The sequence below is a fragment of the Nonomuraea corallina genome (assembly GCF_027620315.1).
Taxonomy (GTDB): Bacteria; Actinomycetota; Actinomycetes; order Streptosporangiales; family Streptosporangiaceae; genus Nonomuraea; species Nonomuraea corallina.
This window is the reverse complement of record NZ_JAPNNL010000083.1, coordinates 12,577-30,407: the sequence shown is the minus strand read 5'-3', so window position 1 is coordinate 30,407 and position 17,831 is coordinate 12,577. Positions and strand designations below refer to the sequence as shown.

Below are 17,831 nucleotides of genomic sequence, written 5' to 3'. Positions count from 1 at the left end.
CGCCCGCGCGGGTTCCCACCGCCCGCCGGTTCTCACCCGCCCGCGGGTTCTCACCCACCCGTCCGCGCGGGTGAGAGCCCGCGCCGTCCGGGTACGAGGCGCGGCATGGGCAAGATCCTGGTCGGGACCGCGTCATGGACGGACAAGTCGCTGCTCGCCTCCGGCTGGTACCCGCCGGGGGTCTCCACGCCGGAGGCCAGGCTCGCCCACTACGCGAGCCGGTTCCCCCTGGTGGAGGTGGACGCCACCTACTACCATCCGCCCGCGCGGCGCACCGCCGAGCTGTGGCGTGACCGCACGCCGGACGGCTTCACCCTGAACGTCAAGGCGTTCTCCCTCCTCACCGGCCATCCGACCCGCCCGTCCGCGCTCTACAAGGACTTACGCGAGGCGCTCGGCGAGCCCCGGCGCACCCTCTACCGGCGTGACCTGCCGCCCGAGGTCGTCGAGGAGGTGTGGGACCGGTTCCTGAGCGCGCTGCGGCCGCTGCAGGACGCGGACAGGCTGGGGGCGCTGCTGTTCCAGTTCCCGCCCTGGTTCCCGCCGGGCGAGCCGAGCCGCCGCTACCTGCTGCGCTGCCGCGACCGGTGCCGTCCCCTGCGGATCTGCGTCGAGTTCCGCAACGCGGCCTGGATGGACGACGCCCACCGGGAGGACACGCTCGCCTTCCTCGCCGCGCACGACCTGCCGTACGTGGGCGTGGACATGCCGCAGGGGCACCCGTCGTCCGTCCCGCCGGTGCTGGCCGCCACCGCGGACCTGGCCGTGGTCCGCCTGCACGGGCACTCGGCGCGATGGACGAGCCGGGTGATCGAGGAGAAGTACGGCTACCTGTACGCCGAGGACGAGCTGCGCACGTGGGCGGCCAGGATCCACCGGCTGTCGGAGGAGGCGGAGGTCACCCACGTGCTCACCAACAACTGCTGCGGCGACAACTCCCAGCGCAACGCCGCCCGGCTCGCCGAGCTGCTGGCCGAGCGGGGCGCCGGCGTCGTCAGCCCCACACCAGCGCGGCCGTCCGCGCCACCAGCTCCAGCTTCCGCCGCTGCTCGTCGACCGTGAGGAGGTTGCCCCTTTCCGTGGAGGCGAACCCGCACTGCGGGCTGATCGCCAGGTTCTCCATCGGCACGTACGCCGCCGCCTCGTCGATGCGCCGGCGCAGCTCGTCCACCGGCTCCAGGCTCGCCACCTTGGAGGAGACCAGCCCGAGCACGACCGTGGTGCCCTCGGGGACGAACCGCAGCGGCTCGAAGCCGCCGGCCCGCTCGGTGTCGTACTCCAGCAGGAACCGGTCGACCGGGACCTCGCCGAACAGCCGCTCGGCGACCGGCTCGTAACCGCCGCTGGACATCCAGGCGCTGCGGTTGTTGCCGCGGCAGATGTGCATGCCGACCGTGACGTCCGGGTCGATCGCCTTGGTGGCGCGGACCAGTTCGGCGTCCACCGAGACGATGAGGTCCAGCAGCACGTCCGGGGGAGGGGCGGCGTCGCCGAACATCCGGGTCCGGAACTCCGGGTCGATCACGAAGTTGTAGCCCAGCGAGTCGAGCTGGATCCAGCGCACGCCGAGCCTGATCAGCTGCCTGATCTCCTCGACGCGCAGCGCCACGAGGTCGCGCATCATCGCGCCCGGGTCGGGGTAGGCGGCCGAGCTGACCTCCGGATGCCACAGCAAGTTGCCCATGGACGTGCTCATCATCGTGATCTTGCAAGGGCCGGGGGCGTGCCGGAGGAGGAAGGCCGCCTCGACGGCGGTGAGCTGCTTCTTCTGGGTGAGCCGCGCGTTCGCGGCCACCATGTCGAAGGAGGTCTCCTCGGGCGGCACCGGCTGCCCGTCCCCCCGGTACCAGGACGAGTTCGTCACGTCGACGGGGACCACCCCGCCGAGCGACTCCAGCAGGCCGGCCATCCAGGTCGCCCGACGCATCTCGCCGTCGGTGAAGACCTCGATCCCGGCCTCGCGCTGCAGGGCGATCGCGCCCAGCGCCGCCTCGTCCGCCAGCTTCGCGAGCGTCTCGTCGCTCAGCTCGCCGCGCCGGTGCGCCTCGCGGGCCTGGAGCAGCTCGGGCGGCCGCAGGAGGCTGCCGACGTGCTCGGCGTGGTGGGTGGTGGGCATGCTTCCTCCCGGGTCGTCAGGTGGAGCGTCCGCCCCCCACTCTGCGCCCGGGGGCCGGGATCGTCCACCCCCGGTCGCGTCAGCCGATGCGCACCGGCAGGGTGCGGGGACCGCGCACCTGGCCGGTGGCCCACCGGACCGCCTCCGGGTCGGCCAGCGAGAAGGACGGCACCCGCTCCAGCCACACCTCCAGGGCCACCCGCAGCTCCATCCGCGCCAGGTGGGAGCCCACGCAGCGGTGGATGCCCAGCCCGAACGCGGCGTGCCGGTTCACCTCGCGGTCGATGACCACCTCGTCCGCCCGGTCGAACTGCTCGGGGTCGCGGTTCGCCGACGGGAACGACAGCAGGATCCAGTCGTCCGCCTTCATGTCCACCCCGTGCCAGGTCATGTCCTCCTTGACCAGCCGCGCCATCGTGACCGGCGCGTACGCCCGCAGGAACTCCTCCATCGCGGTCGGCAGCAGCTCCGGCTCGGCCACCAGCCGCTCCCGGTCGGCCGGCGTCTTCGCCAGGTGCCACAGCGACGCGCCGATCGCGCTCCACGTCGTGTCGATGCCGGCGATGAGCAGCAGCGCCATCGTGCCGGACACGTGCTCGGGCTGCAGCTTCTGCCCGTACAGCTCGGCGTCGATCAGGTACGTCGTCAGGTCGTCGCGCGGGTTGGCCAGATGATCGTGGATCTGCACGTACAGGTAGTCGAAGAGTTCCTGGAAGTTGGCCATGCGCTCTTCCGGCGGCAGGTTGACGCCTTCGAGCACGTTCTCGATGAACACCCGGAACCGCGGCCCGTCCTCCGGCGGGAAGCCCAGCATGTCGGAGATGACCCTCATGGGGATGTGCTGGGCGTACTCGCCGGCGGCGTCGACCACGTCCCGGCCCTCGAACGCGTCGATGAGCGAATGACAGTACGCCCGCGCCGCCGCCTCCCGCCTCGACACCGCGGTCTTGGTGAACGCCGGCAGCAGCAGCTTGCGCGCGTCGTGGTGGAACGGCGGGTCGGAGGAGATCGGCGGGGTGCCGCCCACCGGCGCGAGTTCGCGCGGCGGCCGGAAGTTGCTCATGACGATCGACCGTGACGAGAACCGCTCGGTGTCGTACGCGATCGCCGCCACGTCCTCGTAACGGGTCGGCAGCCACCCGCCGCCGAACCGGTCCGTGTGCGCGATCGGGCAGCGCTGCCGCAGGCCGTCCAGGATCGGGTACGGATCCGCGGCCCACTCCGGCTCCAGGTGCGAGAAGTCCGTCGCCCAGTCACCGACGGGACCGGTGATGATCTCGCTGCGGGTGCCGACTTGCTCCTCGGGGTCCGGCTCGCGAACGCTCCGGGTGAAGCGGTCGTCCACGCTCATGTCAGGCCTCCTCGGCGAGGGTGATCGCGCTTTCCGGGCAGTTGGAGACCGCCAGCCGGGCCGTGCGCCGCTCGTCCGGCGGCACCGCGCCGTCGCCGAGGACCGTCCCGTAGCCCTCGGCGTCCTCCCCGAACAGGCCGGGCGCGATGTCGTAGCAGCGGCCGTGACCCTGGCAGCGCTCCGGGTTGATCTGAACTCTCACGGTGTCCATTTCCTTGGTGCGGTGTTCTGTGGGGGAGCGGTCTCCGGAGGAGAGCTCTCCGCGGGCGCGAGGCCGGTGACGACGCGGCCGAGCAGAGCGGCCCACTCGGCCTCGGCCACGGTGTGCATGTCCGGGGGGACGAGCGCGCTGCCGAGGGCGAGCAGGAGACAGAAGTGGGCGACCGCCTCCGGCGACAGCGCCGGGTCCAGCTCGCCGTCGCCCTGCGCGATCCGGGCCAGCCCGGCGATCCAGTCGGCGCGCTCGCCGACGTAGTCGCGCGTCGGCCCCGCCACGTCGGCGTCGCGCCGCGCGGTGACCAGCGCCTCCACCAGCAGGTAGCCGCGGGCGTCGCGGCGCTGGGGCAGCTGACGCCCGATGGCCAGCAGCAGCCCGGTCGCGGACCGGTCCGGATCGTCGGCGAACAGGTCAGCCAGCAGCCGCCGCGCGTGCGCCCGCAACGCGGCCACCAGCAGCTCCGCCTTGGAACCGAAATGGGCGTAGAGCGCGCCGTTGCTCACCCCGGCGGCGGCGGCGATGTCGGCCACCCGCGTCCCGTCGTACCCGCGCTCGGCGAACACGTCCGCGGCGGCCCGGAGCAGCCGATCCCGGGTCTCGGCGGCGGTGACACCGGCTATGCGCCCCATGCACGAATTAAAAGACCGTTCATTTGATTCGTCAACGGCACCGCGTTGTCACATCGGTGTCTGGCGGCCTTGCAGATGTCAGTACGGCACGAGGCCGTGGACCTGGCAGGCGTCCGCGTGGGTGACAAAGGAGTCAGTTCGCCGGGTAGAGACCGTGAGTGGGCGCAGGGTGGGTCGAGGAGTTCGGCGATTCCCGCCCGTTCCTACTCGTGATCGCTCGGTGTGGGACTCGCGTCGCCGGCGAGTAGCGTCTCGGCGACGGCCGTACGGGCATAGAGCACATATCTCCCCGTGCGGTGCGCGCTGGCCAATCCGGCCCTGTGGAGAGCGGTGAGGTGCTGGTTCGCGCCTGGTTCCGACAGGTCGAGGCGGGCGGCCAGTTCCTTGGTCGAGGCGGGCTGGTCGAGTTCGGCCAGCAGCCGGGTGCGGGTCCGGCCGAGCACGGCGGCCAGCGCCTGTGGCGGGTCGCTCTCGCGGTGCTCCCAAAGCGTCGCGACGCCGCGCGGAGGGTAGCGGATCGTGGGCTGCCAGGGCGGGGTCGTGATGGAGAAGACACGCGGCCAGGTGAACACCGATGGCACGAGCAGCAGTCCCAGGCCACCTAGCGGACGCACACCTTCGCAGACCGTCTTGGGCAGGCGCAATGTCTCTCCCTCCCACGTCACGGCGGGGTCGAGGTCGCTGAGCATGCGCCGCAGGCCGCCCTCGGCCAGCAATCTGGCGCGGTAGAGCACATCGCCTTCGAGCAGGGCTCGTACGCGCGGCCAGTAGGGCGCGATGGCCGCGTCCCAGTAGCCGCGGATCTCCTCGGTCAGCCGTTCGAGGCCGCCCACGGGGTCGGCGTAGAGCTCTTGGAGCGCTCGGGTGCGCGGACCGTCCCAGACGTCGAAACTCTCCTGAACCAGGGGTGCCATCGCCGCCATCCCGGCCAGTTCGACCTCCAGGTCGGGCACGGAGGTCGAGGGCGGCGGGCAGACGAAGCCGACGATCGAGATCGTCGGCACCGGCACCAGGTCGGACAGCAACCGCCAGTCGACATCGGCGAGCCGCCGCCGCACCCGTTCGGCCCAGGGCTTGAGTACGGCATGCGCGGCCGGATTCTTCACCACCCGCACGCTGGCGACGACCTCCCATAGAGGAGAAACCGCGAAACGGACATTGGTCGCATCCTGTGCGGTGAACGTCAGCTCAAGGCCCATCCGATTCGTCCTCTGCTTAATCAATAGCGCCCGGGCCGGCCATTCCATCATCTAGGTGGCATGACAACCGCTGCCGAGCCTCCGCTCCTGCATGATCCCTCCTTCAGAAACCTCTACCTGGCGTCAGCGGTCAGCCAGTTCGGCACCCAGGTCGGTTACGTGGCGATGCCCCTGCTCGCGGTGATCGCGCTCGACGCCGGACCCGGCGAAGTGGGACTGCTCAGCGCCCTCACCACCATCACCGTGCTCGTGCTCGGCCTGCCCGCCGGAGCATGGGTGGACCGGGTCAGGCGCCGCCCGGTGATGATCGCGACGGACCTGGTTCGCGCCGCGTTTCTGGTGTCGGTCACGGTCACATGGTGGCTGGACGCCCTCACGATGACCCACCTGTACGGCGTCGCCGTCGTGACGGGAGTCGGCACGCTCTTCTTCGACGTCGCCTCGCAGAGCACGGTCCCGCACCTGGTCGGCCGGGACCGGCTCACCGCCGCGAACTCGGTGCTCGTCGGCACGAACGCGGCGATGGACGTGGGCGGCAGAAGCTCCGCCGGAGTGCTGGTGGCTCTCGCGGGCGCGCCGGTGGCGATCGTGCTCGACGCGCTCACCTACCTGTGGTCGGCCGTGTGGCTGGCCCGGATCAGTAAGCCCGAACCCGCGCCCGCCCCCGTACCCGACGAGCGACTCGGACGGCAGATCGGCGAGGGGGTGCGATTCCTCTTCGGCAACCGGGTCCTCGTCGCCATCGCGGCACAAGGCGGCATGACGAACCTCGCCTTCCCGCTCTGCTCGACGCTGCTGCCCGTGCTACTCGTCGACGAGCTCGGGCATCCCGCCTGGGTGCTCGGGGCCTACCTTGCCATCGGCGGGCTCGGTGTGCTGGCCGGTTCCTCGACGGCTCACGTGATCGGCCGCCGGTTCGGCCGCGGGCGTGCCGTGTGGATCGTCGGCATGACCACTGCGCCGTTCGCGCTTCTGGTGCCGTTCGTCGGCTGGAGCGTCTGGATCTCGGCGGCCGCATGGAGCATCTTGTGCTTCCGGACAGGGGTGAACAACGTGCTGCTCGTCAGCTTCAGGCAGAAGGTCACACCCGACCCGATGCTCGGCCGGATGAACGCCACCATGCGCCTGATCCTTATGGGTGCGGTCGGCGTCGGTGGTCTGCTGGCGGGCCTCCTTGGCGAGGTCCGGGGCATCGGGACGGCAATGTGGACAGGCGCAGCGATCATGGCGCTTAGCTGGATACCGATCTGGCTCAGCCCACTCCGCCACGAGGTCTGACGCAGGCCGTCATCTAAACCGTTGTGACGTCGGTGATCATCTTCTGATAATGGCCGGCGTGGAGGAGATTGAGGTCGTCGTCGCCCATGGCGAGCGAGCGACCCTGCGCGTCGGCGACGTGTTCCTCAAGATCGACGTCGATCAGACGCGCACCGAGGTCGAGGTCGAGGCGATGGCCATGGCGCCGATCCCCACTCCGGAGGTGCTCTGGCGCAGGCCGCCCGTGCTCGCGCTCGCCGCCCTGCCCGGCACGGCACTCGGCCGGCTCGGTGAGCCGTCGACCGCGTCGTCGGCGGCATGGGCCGCGGCCGGTGCCGCCGCGCGGCTGCTGCACGACGCGCCGCTCCCGCCCTGGCCCGGCCGGAGCCCGGACGAGATGGCGTCGCGCCTCGACCGCGAATGCGCGTGGCTCCTGGCGAACGACGTCCTCCCCGCCGACCTGGTCACGCGCAACCGCCGGGTCGCCGAGGCCGCGCTCCGGCCGTGGACACCGGTGTTCATCCACGGCGACCTGCAGGTCAGCCACGTGTTCGTCGACGGTGACGAGGTCACCGGCGTGATCGACTGGTCCGAGGCGGCCCAGGGCGACGCCCTGTTCGACCTCGCCGTCTTGACGCTCGGACACGAGGAGCACCTCGGCGACGTCGTCGCGGGCCACGGCACCGACGTGGACCTCGACGTGATCCGGGCGTGGTGGTCGTTGCGGAGCCTGGTGGCGATCCGCTGGTTGATCGAGAACGGCTTCGACCCGTCCTCGCCGGGCTGCGAGTTCGACGTGCTGCGAGCCCGGATGTGAGGGTTCGGACGGCCTCAGGCGACGTCGCGGCGGAGCGTGACGAGCCGGGCGAAGATCACGATGACCGCGACGTACCCGGCGAACAGCAGCGCCCCGCCCCAGGCGGGCAGGAGGGCCGCGGTGTCGAGGCGCAGGCCGCTCATCGCCCTGGCCGCCCCCGTGGGAAGCCAGGGATAGACGCCGGGCGCCAGCCAGCTCAGGAAGTAGTCTCCGTACATGAAGATCAGGCAGGCCAGGAAGACGGCCGCCACCTGGTTCCTGATCAGCACGGCCAGGGCGACCCCCAGCACCCCGTACCCGGCCGTGCTGAGCACGCCTCCCCCGAGGGCGCCCAGCACGGCCGGGTCCATGACCGGCGCTCCCTTGACGGCCAGCAGCGACGCCCCCGCCGCGAACGTGGCCAGCGCCGACATGACCGCCACCGCCAGGCCGATGAGGCCGTAGGCCACCAGTTTCGCCGTCACCACGGCCCCTCTGCGCGGTGTGACGAGGAAGGACCAGACGATGGTCCGGTGGCGGAACTCGGCGGACATGCCCAGGATGCCGAGGATCAGGGTGAAGAGGTACGCCTGCTGGCCCATGGTGTAGACGCTCGACGGCGGCAGGGCCGCGGACGCCGGCGACAGGGCGACGATGAGCACCGCCCACGCCACGCAGAAGGTGGGTGCGGCCGCGGCGAGGACCCAGGTGACCCGGTGAGCGCCGGCCTTGAACAGCTCGGCGCGGACGAGGCGGGTCATCCCGCCACCTCCAGGTAGAGCTCCTCCAGGCCGGGCTCGGTCGTGTGGGCGCCGCCGGAGCCGGGCGGCGGTTACGGCCTCGTCGGCATGCGCGAACGGGCCGCGCTCATCGGCGGCACGCTCAGGACCCGCGCCGCTGCGGACGGGTTCACCGTGGTGTTACGGGTGCCGGCATGAGCGTGCGGGTGCTGGTCGTCGACGACCAGACGGTGGTGCGCGAGGGGCTGGTGCTGCTGCTCGAACTCGTCCCCGGCGTCCAGGTCGTCGGCACGGCCGGCGACGGCCTGCAGGCGGTGCGCAAGGCGGCCGAGCTGCTGCCCGACGTGGTGCTGATGGACCTGCGGATGCCCCATCTCGATGGGGTCGAGGCGACCAGGCGCATCCGCGCCGCGCAGCCCGGCACCGAGGTGGTGATGCTGTCGACCTACTCCGACGACGAACTGGTCTTCGCCGCCCTGCGCGCGGGCGCCCGGGGCTACCTCACCAAGGACGCCGACGCCGAGTCCCTCGCCCAGGCGGTGTCCGGGGTGGCGCTCGGGCAGGAGCCGTTCCCGACGCGGGGCTCCCCCCGGGTGCGGCGCAGGCCGTCCGCGCCGGACGCCGCGGCGGACGGCCCTCACCCTGGGCCGGCGCGTGCCCTTCCCGACGGGCTGACCCAGCGTGAGGGCGAGGTGCTGGAGCTGATCGCCGAGGGCTGCTCCAACGCCGAGGTCGCGGCCCGCCTGTTCATCTCCGAGGCCACGGTGAAGAGCCACATCAACAACCTGTTCGCCAAGATCGGGGTACGCGACCGGGCCCAGGCGGTCACCTACGCCTTCAGGAACGGCCTGGCGCCACGCGGTTGAGTCGCGGCCCCGCACCCGGTCCAAGAGGTGGTCGCGCTGGTCCTCGCTCAGCGCGGCGCCACCGGCTCGGTGACGGATTCGTCCGGCTCGACTCGTACGCGCCGCTGGGCGAGGAGGAACAGCAGCCAGGCCACGACGCTGAGCGCGGCGCAGACGAGCAGGGCCGCGCGGTAGCCGAGGGCGTGGGAGAGGCCGCCGGCGGCGATGCCCGACACGAGCGAGCCGGCCGTCGCCGAGTTGGCGAACAACGTGGTGGCCCGTCCGGGAGCGGTCGGCAGCAGGTCCTGCATGTAGCCGATGCCGAGCGCGCCCACGACCGCGATGGCGACGCCCCGGGCGACGTGGACGAGCACCAGAGCCACGATCCCGGTGAACGCCGCCACGAGCGCCAAGTAGACGACCATGAGTCCCATGCCGACCAGGATCACGCGCGGCCTCCAGCGGTCCGGCACCAGCAGCAGGGCGAGCGCCGCGGGGATCTCGGCCACGGCGCAGACGCTGAACATCCAGCCCACGCTTCCCGGCGAGCCGTCCAGCACCTCGGTCACGTACAGCGGCAGCGCCACCGCGCCCGAGAACATCGCGACGTGGAACAGGGTGAAGCCGGCGAGCGGCAGCGCGACGGCTCGCGAGCTGAGGGGGAGGCCCCGGCTCGTCTCGGCGGGCCGGGTCGTCGCCGGCCGTCGCGCATCCAGCCGGAGCACGGCCACGACCACCAGGCAGAACCCGCAGGCGGTCGCCGCGAGGACTCCGGAGTAGCCGGGACCGGCCAGCAGCGCGCCGCCCGCCAGCGGGCCGATCGCCCAGGCGAGCGACCACGCCGAGCGCAGGACGGGCGTGTCCCTGCCCGCCCCCGCCTTCGTTCCGTCCGCGTGGCTCCTGGCGAGGGCGAAGAGCTGCGGGAACACGGCGCTGCCGGCGCCGAGGAACACCACGCCGATGACGAGCAGCAGCGGGTACGACGGCCTCACCAGGAGCAGCAGGTACCCCGTCCCCGCCAGCGACGCGGCCAGCACGGCCGGCCATCGGCCGGGGCGGCGATCGTAGCGGCGGGCGAGCCAGACGCTGGCGGCCATGCCGCTGACCGCTGTCAGAGAGACGAAGACGCCGATCTCCAGTGCGGACAACCGCAGCCGTTCGGCGCCGAACAGGACGAGGTAAGGCCCGATCATGGACTCGGTGATGCCGAGCAGCAGAACGGTGATCAGAAGAGTGCTGAGCCGGCGTCCCGGCCTCGATGTCGTAGGTAAGCCCATTCGCGGCCCGCTACCCGGCCTGCCCCGTTGATATGTGTGAATCCGGATCTTCGCCGGTAGGGCTCCCCGCGCGAGATGTCCGGCAAAGGCCCGGCTGCTGTCCTGGCGGCGCGATCCGGGGCGATGGAGGGTGAGAGGTGCGGCGGCTCGCCGCCCACCGGCCCCGGGCCCGGTCCGCCGACGCGGACGGAGGCCCTCACGCGGGCCGTCCGCCGCCCCTTCGACGGGGGCGTCCCCCACCAACAGGAGACTGACATGCGTACTGGCCGGAAATCGCCGACGATCGCCACGGTCCGCAGGCACAGCCGTTCCATCGCCGCGCTCGCCCTGGTGGCCTGCGGCGTCGCCGCCGCCCCGGCGGCGGCGGCCACGAACCCCGCCCCCGCCCGCTCCTGCTCCGTGCTGCTGGAGCCGATCCAACCGGGGGAGAAGTTCTCCCGGGTGGTCAAGGAGGTGTGCGCGGACACCATCGAGAAGGCGGACCTGGCCGCGCTCGGCGGGACGCGGACCGCCGCGGAGGCGACGCTGCTCCTGGAGGCCGCCGACCACATCAACCAGGGCCTTCCGAGGTACCGCTGGTGGGGCTACGCCGGCCCCTGCGACACCGCCGGGTACGGCATCCGCGACCTCGGTGTCTCGTGGAACGACAGGATCTCCTCCTGGCGGCAGGGCCACTCCCGCTGCAACTACCTCAACGTGTGGGAGAACAACTCGTACCAGGGCGCGAAGACGTACTGGCACAACTGGACCAAGGTGGACTACGTCGGCGCCGCCTGGAACGACCGCATCTCCTCGATGCACATCCACTACGAGCCGTAGGGCGGGCGGACCGCCGGGGACCGCCCGTCATCCTCTCGGCCCGATAGCCGTCATGAGGACGTGTACGGCGACGAGGACGACGATCCAGACCACGGCGCGCCTGCTCGGCGGGGGACCGTCGCGCAGCAGCGAGACGCCCAGGGGGATGAACGCCAGACACAGGCCGCCCACGGCGACGAACGACTGCGGCTCGGTGCCCTTGAGCGTGCCGAGCGCGAGCGCCGACATCAGGCCGAGGGCGATCGAGCGGCCCAGCCCCAGGGCGCCGGAACGGTAGGCGCCGACGGCCAGCACGACCCAGCCGAAGAAGGCCGGGCCCGACATGGCCCTGAACGGATGCCAGACCGTGTCCCGCCAGGCCAGGTAGTAGCCGTCGACGCCGTCGAGCATGACGCGCAGGCCGAGGACGTCGGTCAGGTGGAAGGCCAGATGATCCGTGCCGTACTGGAACGTACGGGTGAACAGTCCGACGATCACCAGGCAGCCGCCCCACATCCCCCACAGCGGGTGGGTGACTGCGATCCTGTGCGCCAGCGTCATGACGGCCGGCCACAGCAGCACGAACCCGAGGGCGAAACAGGCGTAGGCGGCGGTGATGAGGGTGGGGTGCCGGGTGTAGGCGACGAGTTGGTATGGGACGAAGAAATAGAACGGAGAACGCAGCAGAGTCCCGATCATGATCAGGACCGGGCCGCCGATGAGCGAGGCGGCGCTCACCCATCGCCCGGGGAACGGCGGCCGGCGGCCCAGGTTGGCCCGGGCGTTGGCGGCCCGCCGGTCCGCGTCGGCCCGCCGCCGCCGGTTGACGCGCCCGCGAAGATCGAGGTCCATGTGTCCCCGCCCGTCCTCTCTGTGTCGGCGCGCCCCGGCCCGGGTGCCGGGGGCGCACCAGCATGGTGAAGGGCGCGGCGATGGCGGCGCGTCGGGCTGGGGTCGGATCTTGTACGGCACGGAGGAGCCGGTCCTACGACCCAGGGCGGACGGCGAATGTCTGACCGTGGGCTGATGCCGCGCGGATCCGGCAGCGGATACGTTCTCCGCATGGAGTGGGCCCGGAGGATCGGCAGGAAGGGCGTCGCCGACGCGACGGTGGCGGTCGCCCTGGCGCTGGTCATTGCTTACGCCATCGTCGACCCGCCCGGTCCGTCCTCGCCGTGGCCCGCCTGGTCGGCGTGGCCGGTGGCGGCGGCCGTGAGCCTCCCCGCCGCCGTCCGGCGGCTCCGCCCCAGGGCCGTCCTCGTCCTCGCGTGCGCCACGGCGGTCCTGGCGACGGTCACCGGCGCCGTCGCGGCGGGCATGATCTGGCTGACCTTCGTCCCGGCCGTGCTGGTGCTCTACCAGGTGGCCGCCACCGTCACGGTCGCCTGGTCGGTGACGGGCCTGGTGACCTGCGCGTTCGCTGCGGCGGCCGCCGTCCTGATCTTCTACGACCAGGTGCTCCCCGGCCTTCCGTCACCTGTGTCGCCCAGCGAGCTGCCGCCCTACTGGCCGGTGGAGATCGGCGCGGTCTGCGTATTCCTGGCGGCCGGTTGGGCCGTGGGCACGGTCGTCCGCTGGAAGCGCGACACGACCGCCCGTCTCGTCCGTCATCTGTCCGAGGCCGCGGTGGCGGACGAGCGCAGACGCATCGCCCGCGAGCTGCACGACGTGATCGGCCACAGCATGAGCCTGATCGCCGTCAAGGCCACCGTGGCCAACCACGTCGCCGACGCACGTCCGCAGGAGGCGCGCGCCGCTCTGTCCGTCATCGAGCGGACCAGCCGGGACACGCTCGCCGAGATCCACCGCGTGCTCGGTCTCCTGCGGTCCGACGGCGACCTCGCGGAGGGCCCCGTGCCCGTTCCCGGCATAGCGGATCTGCCCGAGCTGGCCGCCCACGCCCGCGCCGCCGGGGTCGAGGTCGACCTGACCGTCCGGGAGGAGGCCCGGCTCCCACCCGCGCTCGCCGTGTCGGTCTACCGGATCGTGCAACAGGCGCTGACCAACGTCATCACCCACGCCGGCCCCACGCGCTGCTCGGTGACCGTGGACATCGACGAGCGGGCAGCCGCCATCGAGATCGTCGACGACGGCCCCCTCCACGGTCCCGCCCACGGTCCCGCCCACGGTCCCGCCCACGGTCCCGCCCACGGCCGTCCGCCACGCGCCGAGGGTGGCGGGCACGGCCTGATCGGCATGCGCGAACGGGTCAAGCTGTACGGAGGCTCGTTCAGCGCCGGATTCCGACCCGACCGCGGCTTTCGCGTCACGGCTCGCCTGCCCTGCGAGAACGGCACGATGACGTGAGCGACGACGCCGCCGCCCCGCCGATCCGCGTCCTGCTCGCCGAGGACCAGCTCCTCGTAAGCGACAGCCTCAAGGTCCTCATCGACGTCACACCGGGGCTTATCACCGTGGGCGAGGCCGGCACCGGCGCCGAAGCCGTGCGCCTGGCCCGGCTGCGGCGACCGGACGTCGTCCTCATGGACGTCAGGATGCCGGACCTGGACGGCATCGAGGCGACGAGGCGCATCTGCGCCGACCCGGCCGGCGCGGGGATCCGCGTGCTGATCCTCACCACGTTCGACCAGGACGAGTACGTGTACGCGTCGCTCAGAGCCGGCGCCAGCGGGTTCCTCCTCAAGAGCGCCTCGGCGACCGACCTCCTGGCCGCCATCAGGGTCGTCGCCTCCGGCGAGGCGTTGCTCGCGCCCACCGTGACCCGCCGGCTCATCGCCGCGTTCGTGCGCGACTCCCACCCCGCCCCGGTCACGAGAGACCTCGGCGACCTCACCCGGCGCGAGCGCGAGGTGCTCACCCTCGTCGGCAGGGGGATGTCCAACTCCGACATCGCCGGGCACCTTCACCTCACGGTCGGCACGGTCAAGACCCACATCGGCCGCCTCCTGGCCAAACTGCAGGCCCGCGACCGCGCCCAGCTCGTCGTCGCCGCCTACGAGAGCGGGCTCATCCCCCGCCAATGACCAGCCGCCGACGGCTCGGTGTCCGTGGCGGATGACGGGCGAGGTACGGACACCCGTCTCGACGAGCACGGCCGGGCGGTGCGGAAGCCCGTCATGGCGTCGAAGGACCTGCGGTTCTTCGACCATCCCGAGGCGCAGCCCCTGCCCGACGGTCACCCGCGCCGCGGCATGTCCGTCGTGACGGCGCTCAGCGAGTGGCTCGTCCACACCAACCGCCGCCGGGAATGTCGAGGTTGGCGAGGAGCGCGGCTGAGGTCCGTCGAGGTCGGCGAAGGACGTGGTGAGGTTGGTCAGGCCGGGGACGGGCGTGGCCGCACCCGTGGGGGACTCACTTCTCCCGGCCTTCGGGAGGTGTCTCGTCAAGCGCAGGCCGATCGTCGGACTCCTCGACCGGGAGCACGGCACCCTGCCGGAGCGCCTCCACGATGTCGAGCGCGGGATCGAAAGGAAGGCCCGTGGCTTTGCGGATCTCTCTGATGGCTTCGATGCGCTTGCCCGCGATCGCCAGCTCCCGAGCTCGCTCCTGCGCTTCCGCCGGAACGACGAAGGCGCCGGCTCGGCGGGGGTCGGGGCGCCGGAGAACGCCTTTCACGTAGCTCATGCGACCGGAGAGGATCAGCCAGCCGGTGAAGGCGGCCACCACGTAGCGCATCACCGTGTCGACCAGGTCCAGCAGGTGCAGCAGGTCCAGCGCCAGCGCCATGTGGTCGCCCCCTCTGTCGCCGGTGCGAGGCCGGCGTCAACCTATGGTCGTTCAGGGCCGTCCGCGTCCGCAAGACGTTCACGCCTGAGCGGTGTTGACCTCAACAGCTGGTGGCGGCCTTCGCGGAGATCCAGGAGCGGTGGGCGCGCTTCTGTCCCGGCTACCGCTCGGCCCGCTTCCACGTGAGCACCGACGGCACCTGACCCCATCAACCGATCGGTGGATGCCGGTGGCGGCGCCCGGCGGCGAGGCTCGAAGCATGACAGCGATCATCGAGATCAACGACCTGACCAAGAGCTACAGGACGGGCAAGGCGGTCGACGGCGTCACCCTGACCGTGCGGCGTGGCGAGATCTTCGGCATCGCCGGCCCCAACGGCGCGGGCAAGACCACGCTCGTGGAGTGCGCCTCCGGGCTGCGCCGGCCGGACGGGGGCACGCTGCGCGTGCTCGGCCTGGACCCGTACGAGGACCGGCACGCGCTCCTGCAGCGCATCGGCGCCCAGTTGCAGGAGGCGGCCCTGCCCGACGCCATCAAGGTGGGCGAGGCGTTGAGGATGTACGCCTCCTTCTACGACAGGCCGGCCGACTGGCGGGCGGTCATGGACGCATGGGGGCTCTCGGACCGGAGGCGGGTCCGCTTCGCGAACCTGTCCGGCGGCTGGAAGCAGCGCCTGTTCATCGCGCTGGCCCTGGTCGGCAACCCCGAGGTCGTCTTCCTCGACGAGCTCACCACCGGCCTGGACCCGGCCGCCCGCCGTACCACGTGGGGCCTCATCCGTGAGATGCGCGAGCGGGGTGTCACCGTCGTGCTGGTCACCCACTTCATGGACGAGGCGGAGGCGCTGTGCGACCGCCTCGCCATCGTCGACCGCGGCCGGGTCGTCGCCGAGGGAAGCCCGGCGGAGCTGATCGCGAAGGCGGGAGCCGGCTCTCTGGAGAATGCGTACTTCGCTCTGACCGAAAGGGAACCGGCATGAAGGGCCTCATGAACGTCGTCGCCGTCGAGCTCAAGCTGATCGTCCGTGACCCGATGTCGGCCTTCTTCGCGCTCGTCTTCCCAGCGATCATGCTCTGGGTCAAGCTGCGCGACGGCGACAAGCCCCTGCGGGACGGCACGTCGCTGATCGACGCCACGGTGCCGATGCTGACCGTGTTCGTCATCGGCCTGGCCGCGCTGGTCGTGCTCCCCGCCACGCTGGCCCACTACCGGGAGCGCCGGGTCCTGAAGCGGCTGCGCGTGACCCCTGCCTCCCGCGCCATGCTGTTCGGGGCGCAGTGGGCGGCGCACATGCTGCTGGCGGTGCTCGGCTCGGCGCTGCTGATCGTCATCGGCCTGGTCGCGTTCGGGCTGACCACGCCGGCGAACGTCGGGGGCCTCCTGGTGGCCTGGCTGCTGGGCGCGCTCAGCCTGGGCTCCATCGGACTCCTCCTTGGCGCGCTCGTCCCCACCGGCCGCGCCGCGACCGTGATCGGGCTGGCCGTGTTCTTCCCGATGGTGTTCCTGTCCGGCGCCATGATCCCCCGGGAGAGCATGTCCGGCTCCATGCGGGCGATCGGCGACCTCCTTCCCATGGCGCCCGCGGTCCAGGCGGTCCGCGACGGCTGGGCGGGCGCCGCCACCTCACCGCTTACGCTGGGCGTCATGGTCGCGATCTCGATCGTCGCGGGCGGCCTCGCCCTCAGGACGTTCCGATGGTGACGACCGACCCGGGCCTGACGCGCTGGGACCGGGTCCAGGCCGCGCTGCCGTACCTGCTGGTCCTGCTTCCCGCGCTCTTCGCCCTGCTGCGGGAGTGGCGGCCGGAGGTGCTGGTCCTGGCGCTGTTCGCGGTGGCCTGGCACTGGCTGGTGGTGACCTCCCACCCGGGCTGGATCGCCCGCCCGGTGGCGCTGATCGCCTACTTCGCCGTCCTGCTCGCCGTCATCGGGGTGCTGGTCAGGATCGACAGCGTGTTCACGGTGACGGGGCTGGGGGCGTTCGTCCAGTGTTTCGCGCTGCTGCCCGGGTTGTGGGCGTACGGGGGGGTGGCCGTGACGGTCGGCGTGCTGATCGCCGCCCGCCCGCAGCTCGGGCGCACCCCGGTCGAGCTGCTCGGCTCCTTCGTCGTCGGGGTGCTGGCCGCCTCCGCCGTCGGCCTGATCATCAAGACCATCTCCGACCAGAACGACCAGCGCAAGGTGATGATCGCTGAGTTGCGGGAGACGAGCGCCAAGCTGGTCGCGCTCGCCGACGACAACGCGAACCTCCAGGCCCAGCTGCTGACCCAGGCCCGCGAAGCCGGCGTGCTGGAGGAGCGGCAGCGCATGGCCAGGGAGATCCACGACACCATCGCGCAGGGCCTGACCGCCATCCTCACCCAGCTGGAGGCCGTCGGGGACGTGCCGCCTCCGGCCCGGGCCCGCCTGGACACGGTCGCGGCCATGGCCAGGGAGAGCCTGACCGAGGCCCGCCGCTCGGTGCAGGCGCTGCGCCCGGCGTCGCTGCAGCACGAGGCCGGGCTGGCGGCCGTTCTGGAGGACCTCGCGGCGACCTGGTCGCGGAACACCGGGGTGCCCGCCACCGTGTCGATCACCGGCGATCCCCGGCCGCTGCACGCGGAGGTGGAGACGTGCCTGCTGCGGGTGGCGCAGGAGGCGCTGGCCAACGTGGCCAAGCACGCCTCGGCCGGGCGGGTCGGACTTACGCTCTCGTACATGGACGACGTGGTGGCGCTGGACGTACGTGACGACGGCGCCGGCTTCGCCCCGGCCGGCGCGTCCCACGGCGAGGGCTTCGGCCTGGTCGCGATGCGTCAGCGCGTCACCCGCCTGGCCGGAAGCTTCGCGATCGAGTCCGCCCCCGGACAGGGCGCCGGGGTCTCCGCCACCGTCCCGGCCATCCCGGCCATCCCCGCCGACACCGGCCAGGGACGGTGAG

At 71.9% G+C, this 17,831-nt stretch carries 20 protein-coding genes; 11 read left to right on the top strand and 9 right to left on the bottom strand.

Translation table 11 applies throughout. The features are described 5' to 3' along the window. Positions 1-105 precede the first annotated feature (105 nt). A complete protein-coding gene (locus OUY22_RS20700) occupies positions 106-1,062 on the top strand; it encodes a DUF72 domain-containing protein (protein ID WP_270156711.1) in 957 nt (318 codons plus the stop codon). Here OUY22_RS20700 and OUY22_RS20695 read toward each other — a convergent pair. The 5 genes from OUY22_RS20695 to OUY22_RS20675 all read right to left on the bottom strand — a co-directional run bounded on the left by OUY22_RS20695 (position 995) and on the right by OUY22_RS20675 (position 5,512). Beyond that, positions 995-2,116 (bottom strand): cobalamin-independent methionine synthase II family protein, encoded by a 1,122-nt coding sequence (locus OUY22_RS20695; RefSeq protein ID WP_270156710.1) that lies wholly within the window; start codon positions 2,114-2,116, stop codon positions 995-997. The two genes, OUY22_RS20700 and OUY22_RS20695, sit on opposite strands and share 68 nt — an antisense overlap. 79 nt (positions 2,117-2,195) lie before the next feature. Next, on the bottom strand, positions 2,196-3,467 hold the full coding sequence (locus OUY22_RS20690) for a cytochrome P450 (protein WP_270156709.1): 1,272 nt from the start codon (positions 3,465-3,467) through the stop codon (positions 2,196-2,198). A 1-nt stretch (position 3,468) separates the two neighbouring features. Beyond that, positions 3,469-3,669 (bottom strand): ferredoxin, encoded by a 201-nt coding sequence (locus OUY22_RS20685; protein ID WP_270156708.1) that lies wholly within the window; start codon positions 3,667-3,669, stop codon positions 3,469-3,471. Continuing rightward, positions 3,666-4,313: a TetR/AcrR family transcriptional regulator gene (locus OUY22_RS20680; RefSeq protein WP_270156707.1), complete on the bottom strand. Its 648-nt coding sequence runs from the start codon at positions 4,311-4,313 to the stop codon at positions 3,666-3,668. Before OUY22_RS20680 ends, OUY22_RS20685 begins: the two co-directional genes overlap by 4 nt. A gap of 203 nt (positions 4,314-4,516) precedes the next feature. Continuing rightward, entirely contained in the window at positions 4,517-5,512 is a 996-nt protein-coding gene (locus tag OUY22_RS20675) for an ArsR/SmtB family transcription factor (protein WP_270156706.1), read from the bottom strand. A gap of 60 nt (positions 5,513-5,572) precedes the next feature. On the opposite strand from OUY22_RS20675, the gene OUY22_RS20670 reads away from it, so the two are divergent. Then, complete coding sequence (locus tag OUY22_RS20670; RefSeq protein ID WP_270156704.1) at positions 5,573-6,790, top strand: MFS transporter; 1,218 nt, start codon at positions 5,573-5,575, stop codon at positions 6,788-6,790. Between the two features lie 58 nt (positions 6,791-6,848). Then, positions 6,849-7,586: a phosphotransferase family protein gene (locus tag OUY22_RS20665; protein ID WP_270156703.1), complete on the top strand. Its 738-nt coding sequence runs from the start codon at positions 6,849-6,851 to the stop codon at positions 7,584-7,586. 14 nt (positions 7,587-7,600) lie between these two features. On the opposite strand, the gene OUY22_RS20660 is transcribed toward OUY22_RS20665, so the two are convergent. After that, a complete protein-coding gene (locus OUY22_RS20660; RefSeq protein WP_270156702.1) occupies positions 7,601-8,326 on the bottom strand; it encodes a hypothetical protein in 726 nt (241 codons plus the stop codon). A 42-nt stretch (positions 8,327-8,368) separates the two neighbouring features. Here OUY22_RS20660 and OUY22_RS20655 point away from each other — a divergent pair, with 42 nt between their 5' ends. Together OUY22_RS20655 and OUY22_RS20650 are read left to right on the top strand one after the other, a co-directional pair. After that, entirely contained in the window at positions 8,369-8,503 is a 135-nt protein-coding gene (locus tag OUY22_RS20655; protein WP_270156701.1) for an ATP-binding protein, read from the top strand. After that, positions 8,500-9,171, top strand: coding sequence for a response regulator (locus OUY22_RS20650; RefSeq protein ID WP_270156700.1), 672 nt, complete (start codon positions 8,500-8,502; stop codon positions 9,169-9,171). The genes OUY22_RS20655 and OUY22_RS20650 overlap by 4 nt, the downstream gene beginning before the upstream one ends. A 47-nt stretch (positions 9,172-9,218) precedes the next feature. Here the strand turns inward: OUY22_RS20650 and OUY22_RS20645 are convergent, their stop codons facing one another. After that, on the bottom strand, positions 9,219-10,427 hold the full coding sequence (locus tag OUY22_RS20645) for a sugar efflux transporter (RefSeq protein WP_270156699.1): 1,209 nt from the start codon (positions 10,425-10,427) through the stop codon (positions 9,219-9,221). 255 nt (positions 10,428-10,682) lie between these two features. On the opposite strand from OUY22_RS20645, the gene OUY22_RS20640 reads away from it, so the two are divergent. Next, the gene (locus tag OUY22_RS20640; protein ID WP_270156698.1) at positions 10,683-11,246 is read left to right on the top strand and encodes a hypothetical protein; all 564 of its coding nucleotides are present in this window, start codon (positions 10,683-10,685) and stop codon (positions 11,244-11,246) included. A 27-nt stretch (positions 11,247-11,273) separates the two neighbouring features. Here the strand turns inward: OUY22_RS20640 and OUY22_RS20635 are convergent, their stop codons facing one another. Continuing rightward, positions 11,274-12,077 carry a hypothetical protein gene (locus tag OUY22_RS20635; RefSeq protein WP_270156697.1) on the bottom strand — a complete coding sequence of 268 codons (804 nt, stop codon included), beginning with the start codon at positions 12,075-12,077 and terminating at the stop codon, positions 11,274-11,276. A 210-nt stretch (positions 12,078-12,287) separates the two neighbouring features. Here OUY22_RS20635 and OUY22_RS20630 point away from each other — a divergent pair, with 210 nt between their 5' ends. Next, entirely contained in the window at positions 12,288-13,532 is a 1,245-nt protein-coding gene (locus tag OUY22_RS20630; RefSeq protein WP_270156696.1) for a sensor histidine kinase, read from the top strand. Continuing rightward, positions 13,529-14,209: a response regulator gene (locus OUY22_RS20625; RefSeq protein ID WP_270156695.1), complete on the top strand. Its 681-nt coding sequence runs from the start codon at positions 13,529-13,531 to the stop codon at positions 14,207-14,209. Before OUY22_RS20630 ends, OUY22_RS20625 begins: the two co-directional genes overlap by 4 nt. A 328-nt stretch (positions 14,210-14,537) precedes the next feature. On the opposite strand, the gene OUY22_RS20620 is transcribed toward OUY22_RS20625, so the two are convergent. Then, positions 14,538-14,912, bottom strand: coding sequence for a hypothetical protein (locus OUY22_RS20620; protein ID WP_270156694.1), 375 nt, complete (start codon positions 14,910-14,912; stop codon positions 14,538-14,540). A gap of 259 nt (positions 14,913-15,171) precedes the next feature. Between OUY22_RS20620 and OUY22_RS20615 the strand changes: the two genes are divergently transcribed. From OUY22_RS20615 to OUY22_RS20605, 3 genes are read left to right on the top strand one after another with little or no spacing between them, the layout of a single operon-like run. Next, positions 15,172-15,891 (top strand): ABC transporter ATP-binding protein, encoded by a 720-nt coding sequence (locus OUY22_RS20615; RefSeq protein ID WP_270156692.1) that lies wholly within the window; start codon positions 15,172-15,174, stop codon positions 15,889-15,891. Continuing rightward, positions 15,888-16,613 (top strand): ABC transporter permease, encoded by a 726-nt coding sequence (locus tag OUY22_RS20610; RefSeq protein ID WP_270156691.1) that lies wholly within the window; start codon positions 15,888-15,890, stop codon positions 16,611-16,613. The genes OUY22_RS20615 and OUY22_RS20610 overlap by 4 nt, the downstream gene beginning before the upstream one ends. Beyond that, positions 16,607-17,830 (top strand): sensor histidine kinase, encoded by a 1,224-nt coding sequence (locus OUY22_RS20605; protein WP_270156689.1) that lies wholly within the window; start codon positions 16,607-16,609, stop codon positions 17,828-17,830. Before OUY22_RS20610 ends, OUY22_RS20605 begins: the two co-directional genes overlap by 7 nt. Position 17,831: the final 1 nt, after the last annotated feature.